Source organism: Leptothoe sp. EHU-05/26/07-4, from assembly GCF_043421015.1.
Lineage (GTDB): Bacteria > Cyanobacteriota > Cyanobacteriia > Phormidesmidales > Phormidesmidaceae > Leptothoe > Leptothoe turfae.
Genome location: NZ_JAXSQV010000002.1, coordinates 770,379 through 780,725, shown reverse-complemented (window position 1 = coordinate 780,725; position 10,347 = coordinate 770,379). Strand labels below are relative to the sequence as shown.

7 protein-coding genes are annotated in these 10,347 nt (G+C 48.2%); 6 read left to right on the top strand and 1 reads right to left on the bottom strand.

Translation table 11 applies throughout. From position 1 onward, the window contains the following. From U2F10_RS05105 to U2F10_RS05080, 6 genes are all read left to right on the top strand, one after another. On the top strand, window positions 1–726 hold the full coding sequence (locus tag U2F10_RS05105) for a methyltransferase domain-containing protein (protein ID WP_499871116.1): 726 nt from the start codon (window positions 1–3) through the stop codon (window positions 724–726). Window positions 727–728: 2 nt separating this feature from the next. After that, window positions 729–2,087 carry a glycosyltransferase gene (locus U2F10_RS05100; RefSeq protein ID WP_499871114.1) on the top strand — a complete coding sequence of 453 codons (1,359 nt, stop codon included), beginning with the start codon at window positions 729–731 and terminating at the stop codon, window positions 2,085–2,087. Between the two features lie 14 nt (window positions 2,088–2,101). After that, window positions 2,102–4,036: a condensation domain-containing protein gene (locus tag U2F10_RS05095; RefSeq protein WP_499871113.1), complete on the top strand. Its 1,935-nt coding sequence runs from the start codon at window positions 2,102–2,104 to the stop codon at window positions 4,034–4,036. Between the two features lie 2 nt (window positions 4,037–4,038). Then, entirely contained in the window at window positions 4,039–6,549 is a 2,511-nt protein-coding gene (locus U2F10_RS05090; RefSeq protein ID WP_499871111.1) for an alpha/beta fold hydrolase, read from the top strand. A 311-nt stretch (window positions 6,550–6,860) separates the two neighbouring features. Beyond that, on the top strand, window positions 6,861–8,021 hold the full coding sequence (locus U2F10_RS05085; RefSeq protein WP_499871109.1) for a hypothetical protein: 1,161 nt from the start codon (window positions 6,861–6,863) through the stop codon (window positions 8,019–8,021). A gap of 122 nt (window positions 8,022–8,143) precedes the next feature. Then, the gene (locus U2F10_RS05080; protein WP_499871108.1) at window positions 8,144–9,154 is read left to right on the top strand and encodes a sulfotransferase family protein; all 1,011 of its coding nucleotides are present in this window, start codon (window positions 8,144–8,146) and stop codon (window positions 9,152–9,154) included. Between the two features lie 28 nt (window positions 9,155–9,182). On the opposite strand, the gene U2F10_RS05075 is transcribed toward U2F10_RS05080, so the two are convergent. Further along, the gene (locus U2F10_RS05075; protein WP_499871106.1) at window positions 9,183–10,346 is read right to left on the bottom strand and encodes an ARMT1-like domain-containing protein; all 1,164 of its coding nucleotides are present in this window, start codon (window positions 10,344–10,346) and stop codon (window positions 9,183–9,185) included. Window position 10,347 lies beyond the last annotated feature (1 nt).

The window sequence follows — 10,347 nt, the reverse complement described above, 5'->3', positions numbered from 1 at the left end:
ATGTTAATGAAGGAATCATGGCTAAAATACACTCTTGTTAGGGGGTTAAAAAAACTCAAGCTTCGACAAGGTAGCGCTCTGAAGCAAAAGCTGTTAAAGGAAGGGCGAACCCGCTGGTTAGATATGGGTAGTCGCCGGTTTGAAGACGGCTTTATGTGCTTAGACTTGGGCTCAGCTGATGGCCTATCTCCTGACCGTGCTGAAAGATATTATCAGGCCAATATCAGCCAGCTAGGAGAGGCCGATCGTGCGAAATTGGGGCAGTTTGATTTAGTTAGAATGCAGCATGTTTTTGAACATTTTAGCTTTGAGGAAGGGATAGACCTTCTAAAGTTCTGTTCTAGCATCCTTAAGCCAGATGGCTATCTATTAATCACAGTCCCAGACTTACGAATCCATATCAATGGGTATTTCACAAACTATCGTCACATGGATTATTTTGTGAAATATGCTCGGCGCAGAATTCCAAAAGATGCACCGCCAAGCTTTATTTTTTCATTCCACGCTCACCAATTTGGATATGCGCCAGTCGAAGAACCGGGTCAAGTCCATCGGTGGAGCTATGACTATGAGGGTCTTAAGTATCAGCTAGAGAGAGTTAATCAGTTTAAAAACATCAAACGCCTGGATTTGCTTGATCCTTGGGCTGCTGTTCCATTTACCCACAACATGCCCATTGAGGATCTGTGTGTGATTGCACAGAAGAACTCAATGGAGGGAGGGTAACTATGGCCCATATTGTTTGTATGACTGGAGGACTGACCGGCATTCTTAATGCCAGTTTTGCATTGGTGAAACAGCTGGAACAGGCTGGACATCGAGTCACCTATGCGAGCCCGGCTAAGCTACGGGAGTCGGTTACCGCCCAGGGTATTCCTTATGTACAGCTCGATCCCTGGGTAATTCAAGCAGGTGAGCCGTCAATGGGTCGCTGGCAAAAGTGGCGAACACACCAAGAACGACAGCAGCGAGCAGTTGATGCCCTCGGTGTGCAGAACTTTGTCGAGACTATACGCGAGCTGGCTCCAGACTTGCTGTTAATTGATATGGAGATGCATCCTCACATCATGGCGGCTGTCACTGGTCAGTTTTCTGTAGCATTGCTGTGTCAGTTTCTCTCTATTTGGAAGCGTCCTAATCTACCGCCCATTCATACTAGTATTGTGCCAGGTAAAGGACTGTCAGGACAGCGAATTTCCATTGAGTGGAGTTGGTGGCGCTATAGCTGGAGAAAATGGTGGGAATTCCAGCGAGAGCGCTGGCGGCGCATGGGCATTGATCGAGTCTCGATACTGCGCTGCTATGCCCGACAGATCGGCTATCCCTGGCGTAATCAACGCGATCAGTGGTTAGTACCGTATCCCCACGGCTCACTACCCATTCTCTGTTTTAATGCGCTGGAACTGGACTTTCCCCATGACCCTCATCCCTCTATGAATTATGTTGGTCCTATGGTTTTAGAAAACCGTCAGGAGCCAAGAGTTGAGTCAGCAACAGAAACGGCTCTTTCACAACTTTTTGAGAAACATACGTCTGGTGAAAGATCTCTTATATATTGTGCCTGTAGCACCTTTGTAACGACCGATCAGCGATTTCTTCAACAGCTGATAGAGGCCGTCTCGGCTTGTCCAGAATGGAATTTGGTGTTGGGCTTGGGGGGAAAGTTGAGTTCTTGTAAACTACCAAACTTGCCACCTAATGTTTATGCCTTTAACTGGGTACCTCAGTTAACGATAATTCAGCATGCAGACTGTGTCATCAATAATGGCGGCATTAATAGCATTAATGAGTGTCTGTACTTTGGTGTGCCGATGTTGGTTTATTCCCTCAAGCATTTTGATCAAGATGGGGATGCAGCTCGTGTGGCTTACCACGGTCTGGGGATTGCTGGCGATATTGTTCAGGATCAATCAGCGAAAATACGCCAGTATATTCAGACCTTGCTGAGTGATCAGTCCTATAAAAAACAGGCCGAGCGCATGGGTGAGTGCTGTCATCGCTATGGCCACCGCGCCGCTCGGGTTGTTGAGTCTTTATTGGATTCTCAACGGGCAGAACGCGATTTCTTAGCTGTTAGCAACCAGTGAGGAGGGGGTGCATCATGACAAAAGATAGCTATGGGGAACTACGTCAACGGGTGATGAAGCTCTCGCCAAGTCAGCGAGTGGCGTTAGCACAACAGCTGTCTCATTCTCCCCAACGGCTAGTTGCCTATGTGGTGCCTAAAACGAATGGAGATTCTCTAAATCCTTCTGCATTAAAGGATTTCCTCAAATCTAAACTGCCCAATTACATGGTGCCTGCGGCCATTGTTCCTTTAGAGACCCTACCGCGTACTGCTAATGGTAAGGTTGATCTTAACGCCTTGCCTGAACCAAAGATAGCTACCTCTAATGCAGGTGAGACTCCGCGCAATGCCATTGAAGAAACCCTAGCTCAAATTTGGCAAGATCTGCTGAGGCTCAATGCCGTTGGCATCCACGACAACTTTTTTGAACTGGGTGGAGATTCGATCCTGAGCATTCAAATTGTTTCTAGGGCACGAGAGGCTGGACTACGGCTAGCGCCTAACCAGCTGTTTGAACAGCCAACGATAGCGGAATTAGCGGCAGTCGTAAATATTACCCCTGAAGTGGCTGCCACCCAGGACGTGGTGACTGGAGAAGTACCCCTGACTCCGATTCAGCAGTGGTTCTTTGAGCAGGAGATGGAATCTGCACACCACTGGCATCAGGCAATGTTGGTGGAGGTGCCTGACGGGGTGAATAGTGAGATGGTGGAGGGTGCGATCGCAACCCTCTGGACCCACCATGATGCCCTTAGGCTGACCTTCCCTAACCAACAAATCAACGCTGATGCCAGCAGCCCACCACAGCTAGTTCAAATAGATCTCACACACTTGAGTGAATCTGAGCAAGTTCAGGCGATTGCTGATCACGGCACTAAGCTGCACAAAGATGTGAATTTAGCCGCAGGTGGCCTCATGCGGGCAGCTCTGTTCATGCGCGATACAACCCAACCGGACTGGTTACTGCTTAGCTTGCACCATCTGGTAGTCGATGCTGTTTCCTGGCAGATTCTTCTGGGTGACTTATCGACACTGCTAGGTGGGACTGCACAACTACCTGAGAAGACAACTTCGTTCAAGACCTGGTCTGAAACACTGAGGGCGGCTACACAACAAGCCAAAGCTGACTTTTGGTTAACCCAGGTGGAAGAGTCTCCCATCCAATTACGGCGTGATTATGATGACACAACATTATCTATAGAAGGAACAACGCAGACAGTTTCGGTTTCCCTGAGTGAAGAAGATACCCAGACATTACTCCAAACTGTTCCTGCTGTTTACAACACCCAGATCAATGATGCATTGCTGACTGCGTTGGCGCAGACGTTGTTGCAGTGGGTGGGCACAACATCAGGTACTGTCCGGGTGGAAGTAGAAACCCATGGTCGAGAACAGATGACCCCTGAGATCGACGTATCGCGAACCGTAGGCTGGTTCACGACTACCTATCCAGTCAATCTACAGGTGAGAAATACTAAAGACTGTAGGGAGTCCCTTAAATCAGTCAAGGAGCAACTGCGGCAGATTCCTGATCGGGGTATTGGCTATGGAATGTTGCGCCATTTAGGAAATGAGACGATACGACAGAAATTGGCTCAAGCATCTGACTCCGAAGTCTTGTTTAACTATTTAGGTCAGCAAGATCTCTCATCTGCAGGTTTACAGGTAATCCAGGATATTGATGTTGGCACGCTGAGGGATCCACGAAACAGGCGTGGCTATCTCTTGGAGATCAATGCCTGGGTCGCCAACGGACAACTGCAGGTCAACTGGCGTTATGACACCAAGATTCATCGATCAGACACCTTGAAAACCCTGGCTAATCAATACCGTAGTACTCTGAAATCTCTTATTGCCCAATGCTCTGACACAGACAGCGGCGGTTTTACACCATCCGACTTTCCTGACGCGGAATTTAATCAGACGGAACTAGACGACTTTATTGGCCAACTTACTGGGGAGGTATAACGATGGATAAGAAGAATATTGAAACAATTTATCCTTTAACTCCCCTACAGCAAGCATTTCTGTGGCATAGTCTGCAGACTTCTGTCCAGGGTGGATTAATCCATATGCGCTGCACGTTGCGTGGCGATGTGAATATCACCCTGTTGCAGCAAGCCTGGGACTTCGTCGTAGATCGTCATCTAGCATTGAGAACGTCGGTCCATTGGGAAGGCGTGAAGCAGCCGCTACAGGTGGTAGCGCGTCAGGCTTCTATTCCCTGGACACAGCTAGACTGGCGTGGTCATGCAGATCAGCAGGCAGCGTTGGCCGATTTTCTGGTGAAGGATCGGCAGCTAAGCTTTAACCTCAACCAAGCTCCCATCTCTCGCCTTGCCTTAGTTTGCCTGAGTGACACAGACTATGAACTGGTGTGGAGCTGTCATCACCTGATGCTGGATGGCTGGTCTGGGGCGCTGGTATTTAATCAGGTATTTGATGCCTATGAGACATTGCTAGCGGGGCAGTCGCCAGTTTTAGGAGCTGTTCCCAGTTATCAAAATTATGTACGTTGGCTGAAACAACAAGATGAAGCGGCAGCAGCAGAGTTTTGGCGCGAGGCATTAGAAGGCTATGGGGAACCGATGGGTTTACCAGTTTTGAAAGGAGAAGACAAGCTCAAAACTCAAAACGTCTTCCCACGCATTACTTTTTCTCCTGAGGTGACTGCAAAGATGCAGGAAGTTTTGCGATCGCACCGTCTCACCCTCAATACCCTAATACAAGGCATTTGGGCCTTACTTCTCCATAGTTACAGTAGCAATTCTGATGTTGTATTTGGTGCAACGGTCTCTGGTCGTCAAGCAGATCTAGACGGCGTGGAATCCATTGTGGGGATGCTGATCAATGTCTTGCCAGTGCGTGTCAAGATTGTGGCTGAACAAACTGTACTTGACTGGTTACAGACGCTTCAGTCGCAACAGGCGATGGCCAGTCGCTATGCCTATGCCTCGCTGGACCAAATTCAGGGTTGGAGTGAGACTGCGGGGCGTTTGTTTGACAGTTTGTTGGTGATTGAAAACTACCCAATACAGACAGCAGTAGCCCGTAGTTTGCAGGTGGAGAAGATGCAGTCCGGATTGGTGAGCACCTATGGGCTGACCGTAATTGTGAAACCGGGGGATGCACTGACGGTAATGCTGCAGGCAGATGAACCCTATAGGCAGGCGCTACCTATCCTGTTAAAGCAGTTCGAGCAGGCTTTATTGGCCATTGTTGAGCATCCGGAACAGTCTGTTGGTGAAATCGTGCCACCACAGGACCTGTTAGTGGTAGAGCAATCTCTTAAGTCTGTAGAAGACTCTGCAGTTAATCTCAGTCGGGATCAGTTAGAAGGCAGTTTCTTTGCACCAAGCAATCCGTTAGAACTAAAGCTCACTCAAATTTGGAAATCTGTTTTAGGGGTGAATTCTCTCAGTGTGGAAGACAGCTTTTTTAATATGGGGGGTAATTCGCTATTAGCAGTGCAGCTATTTAACGAGATGCAACAGCAGTTAGACTGTGCGCTACCGCTAGCAACCTTGTTTCAGGCTCCTAACGTGCGTCAGTTTGCGGCACTGCTCAGTCAAGACCAGCCGGTTTCTCAATGGTCCAGCCTGGTACCAATTCAAACTAACGGCTCTCAGACACCCTTGTTCTTCCATGGTGGCTCAGCAGATGCCCTAACTTGGGCCAGATTCTCTTATTTATTGGGAACTGACCGACCATTCTATGCTTTGCAACGACCTGATCTTGATGGTAGTGAGGTGACCCATACCACCGTTGAGGCATTAGCAACAGATTGCGTCAACGAAATGCGCATGGTGCAGCCAAAAGGTCCGTACTTGGTGGGTGGACACTGCTTGGGAGGAGCAGTCGCCTTTGAGATTGCCCAACAGTTACAGGCGGATGGCGAGGATGTTGCTAGCGTTGTGCTGATTGATTCCTATCGACCAGGGGAGTTACCTGAAACAGCGCTAATGAAGCTGCAAAGCCGTTTGCAATTAGGTGTTTTTTGGGTACGAAAGAATTATTACTACCACGGGGGATGGGAGAAACTAGCCTCGTTGCCAGGGAAGATTTGGCAAAAGCTAAGGTCGGTTGCAGGCCCCCCTACCCCTCCAATGCTGGGAGACTTTGAAACGAGTCAGGATTCTTCTAACTTAGTGAATTCTGAAGATAGCTCCCCTGTTACTAAAGCTTCTAATTCCGAGCAGCCCAAAACTCCCTACGAATATCGCTATGCTCGAGCGCAAGAGGCTAATGAGCTAGCGGCAGAACGCTATGTGCCCCAGCCCTATGCAGGACGAGTGAGGTTGTTCCGAGCAGAGATCCAGATTTTAGATTGGTATTTTGGCCGTGAGCTGGGGTGGCAGGTGGTCGCAAAGGATGGTGTGGAGGTGACAAAGATTCCGGGATTCTTTGGAAATTTGTTTAATCAGCAGGCGACACCGTTGCTGGTGAACCAGGTGAGAGATTATCTGTCGAAGTTGGAGTAAGGGCGATGTGGGTAAATTGCATACCTATATCAAAGGCTTGGCGATATCTGGTTCCCCGTCGTAAGGCTACGGTGTACACACAAGTACTGAAAACTAGCATTTTCGGTTGCCTCACCCCCTCTAACTCCTCCTTGGTAAGGGGGAGAACTGGAGTTTCCCCCCTTGGTAAGGGGGGATTAAGGGGGGTAATACAGGATTTTGAGCTCACTTCCGAGATGTGTATACACGGTGGGGGGGACAACCTAAGGAACAGTTTCTCTATACGAATTCATTCACACATTAATTCCTAATATCACACTCCTTACACACTTATGACTGCTCAACCAACTCGAATTCTACAAATAGTGCCTCGTATCTTCCCCGATGTGGATGGTGTCGGTGACTATGCGTTACAGCTGGCTCACCAGCTATATAATCACCACCAAATCCTGTCTGACTTTTTAGTATTCAGACCCAACCCCAAGCTACGACCCCAAGTAGATCAGTTCCCTGTACATCGACTCGAAACCCATACGGTGCAAGGGCTACTGAACCGTGTGCCAGAAAATATATCAACTATTTTTCTTCAATACAGTAATTATCCCTATCTGCGGGGAAAACTAGATGCGCCGATGTGGTTAGTGGATGCACTGAAGGTGCTGAAGCAAAGGGGGATGCGGATTGTGGTGATGTTTCATGAGTTACCGACGTTGCGCTATAAGCGGATTCGCTGTCCAAATTTTGTGCAGCGACGGGTATCCCGTGGGCTGGCTCAAGTAGCTGATGTGGTGGTGACCAACAATGTGGCATTTCAGCAGACACTGGCGCGATGGACGGAGTTGCCAGTGCACTGTGTGCCCAACTTTTCAACAATTGGAGAATTAGGGCAGGTGAAGCCGCTTGCTAAGCGTCAGCGTTCGTTGGTGGTGTTTGGCAGTAGCGATCGCACCCGCGTTTACCGTAACAATACGGAGACACTCAATCATATTTGTCACACATTGAATATCGACACCCTTTATGATGTGGGTCGTCCGGTTGAGTGGGACGATCAAGGATTGGATGTAAATGTAGTCAGAACTGGTTTTTTACCAGCGGCTGAGGTGAACCAGCTACTGGCTGAGTCCTTAGCAGGAATCTTTGACTATCGACGATTTCCTCAAAACCTAGCGAAATCCACAGTATATGCAGCCTATTGCTCCCATGGGCTGTTGCCGATTTGTAATGGCTATGGTTTAAAGCCTCAAGATGAGATTGTGGCCAACCATCATTATTTAGTGACATCGTCGCTACAAGCGTTTGCCCAACCATCGACGCTGCAGGCAATTGCAGATAATGCCTATACCCATTATCAAAACCGTACTCTGGCCCAATGTGCCATCCAGTTTGCCAAGTTGCTTCATCCGGTTCCATCTACCCAAGCCATGTATACTGATGAATGTACGGACGTCAGCATAGGACAGAGCCTGCCCCATTCTCCGGCTCCATTTTCTTAAGGGAACAAGAAGAACCGCCCTTAAGGTCATGGTCTTTTAGACAGAAGGATTTAGGATTTAGGGCTCATTCGTTAAGAAGAGTCTGTCTGCCAGCCACTTGCTAACCTTATTTTTATTGAGTTATGCATACACAAGAGGTCGGTGAAAGTGTTGATATGGGTCAATTAACCCCCTACCCCAAGCTGTTTATCGTGGGCTGTCCACGCTCTGGGACGTCGTGGGTGACATCGTTGATTGCAGGGCATCCAGATGTTTTGGCGGTACCCAGGGAAACCCATGTTTATCGGCTGGTGTATGAGCCGTTTGTGGAGATGCCAACGTGGACGTGGAAGAAACGGTTACAGTCTTGGAAAGGTATTTTACGGCGCTATGGTCTAAAATCACTGTTGTTTGGCTTTCAGCCTGCGGACATTTGGCGGGGAATTTTACGGGAGCATCAGATTCTTAATCGGCCTGATAGTCATGGGTTACATGGGCTGGTGGACTATGGGGACTTAAGGTCACTGATTAAGGCGATTCGCTCGCAGGTGCCAGAAACTAACCGTGGGCTGGTACAAGCAGAAGAGCTAATTGCAGCGATGTTTGATCGGTTTTTTGAGCAGCATGGCAAACCAGGGCAAGTAGTCTTAGAAAAGACACCAATGCACATTCGCTATGGGGAGCAGATCTTATGGCGTTTTCCAGAGGCTCGGATTATTGAAGTGGTTCGGGATGGGCGGGATGTATGTGTGTCGTACAATGCCCTGGCGAAGCAGCAACGCTGGGCGCAGATAGGTACAGCTGGCGCAATTCGACAGTGGAAGCAATGTGTGGAGTGGGGCGAACTGATTCGGGAGCGACCCAGTTTAAGTAACCGGGTACATACGGTGCGTTATGAGGCGCTAAAGGCAGACCCAGATAGGTGTTTACAGCAGATTTTTCAGTTTGCTAACCTGGCATGGCATGAACAGCAGGTTAAGGCGATTGTGAAGGCGGCGGATATTAGCCGGGTTCAACAAAAGGGCGATGGGCAATATGTCCGATCCGGTTTAGTGGGGGATTGGAAAGAGAAGCTGTCTGAGGCTGAGATTGCCATGTGTGATCAAATTGCGGGAGAGCAGTTAGTGCGGCTTGGTTATAAGGGTGGGAGATAACGTGTTTAAGAGATTGCCAAAAGCAGCATTAACCCAGGGATTGGATCACAGCAAAATGACCGCGAGTGCGCCAATTATCAAATTTTGCGGCGGCTGTTTCGGCAATTGATAAATCAATACCGACTAGCGCATCAGATTTGAGTACTCTCAACGCCAGAGCTTTGAAGGGAACTCCGTCAGTGGCGATTTCAACGGGGGTATCCATTGGCCATTGTCGGTCTTGTACAAATCGACGATAGTTGAGATCACCTTTTGAAATAACAATAGTTGAGTTACTCAGGGTGTTGCTAAGGTCGTCATTTAAAGCACTGAAGTGTCTGGGTTCACCCCAGTCTGCTTCAGCCTGGATGAGCAGTCGATCACAGTCCATAGCGGACCTCAGCCGCTGTCCCATTAGGCAAATACCTTCAGAAAGATTCTCATCAACAAAACGATTAAGGGTTTCCTCTACATCAATGGAGAGCGCATCGGAAACAAACATGGGCCATGGTTTCACATGAATGATCACCCGAATATTGTTGAATGATCTGAGTAATGCATCGACCATGACCAGATCCCAACAGAGCTCATGCCCAGCATTATCAGCGATTATATGAATGTCTCCTTTAACAGGATGCTGCTCTAAACAAGAGATAAACTCGTCGCTTTCGTCAAGTAACACACGATCATTCCATAAATTAGAATCACTTCGTGAGGTGATGAGTTGACTGTAGTCTGCTTCATTAGCAAACAATGAACAACGAATGGTTGCCTTTAGTAAATCGGTGTCAGATAGCTGTAAAATTTTTTCTAAACCGGAGTCAAGGGCTGGAATTGCTTCGGCTAGTGCCCTTTGACGAGTGGGCCAAAAGACATCTACACCATTATCAAAATAGCCCGCGATGGAGTTTAATCCGTGATAGAAGAGAAATTCTAAATCAAAAAACGATGGATCGTTCCAGGTTAACCTGCTTAGGTGATCAAGATAGTTTTCCCAGTAAGCTGTGGGGCAAGAGAAGATTTTTGTATCAATGGGGCTACCTTCCATAACAGACTGAAGCAGTCTTTGGGCAGCTTCTAATTGTCTATGATCCTGTAGTTGTTTTTCAATAGTAGACAGAATCTTGGGTAGACGACGGGTAATTGTATAATCGACAAACCCTTCACCACGGATGCGTTTGATGGGGTCAGGAGTATTGATCGATGTGTTCATG

Coding starts and splice junctions, on each gene's coding strand:
- U2F10_RS05105 (WP_499871116.1), top strand. CDS start 1: ATGTTAATGAAGGAATCATGGCTAAAATACACTCTTGTTAGGGGGTTA.
- U2F10_RS05100 (WP_499871114.1), top strand. CDS start 729: ATGGCCCATATTGTTTGTATGACTGGAGGACTGACCGGCATTCTTAAT.
- U2F10_RS05095 (WP_499871113.1), top strand. CDS start 2,102: ATGACAAAAGATAGCTATGGGGAACTACGTCAACGGGTGATGAAGCTC.
- U2F10_RS05090 (WP_499871111.1), top strand. CDS start 4,039: ATGGATAAGAAGAATATTGAAACAATTTATCCTTTAACTCCCCTACAG.
- U2F10_RS05085 (WP_499871109.1), top strand. CDS start 6,861: ATGACTGCTCAACCAACTCGAATTCTACAAATAGTGCCTCGTATCTTC.
- U2F10_RS05080 (WP_499871108.1), top strand. CDS start 8,144: ATGCATACACAAGAGGTCGGTGAAAGTGTTGATATGGGTCAATTAACC.
- U2F10_RS05075 (WP_499871106.1), bottom strand. CDS start 10,346: ATGAACACATCGATCAATACTCCTGACCCCATCAAACGCATCCGTGGT.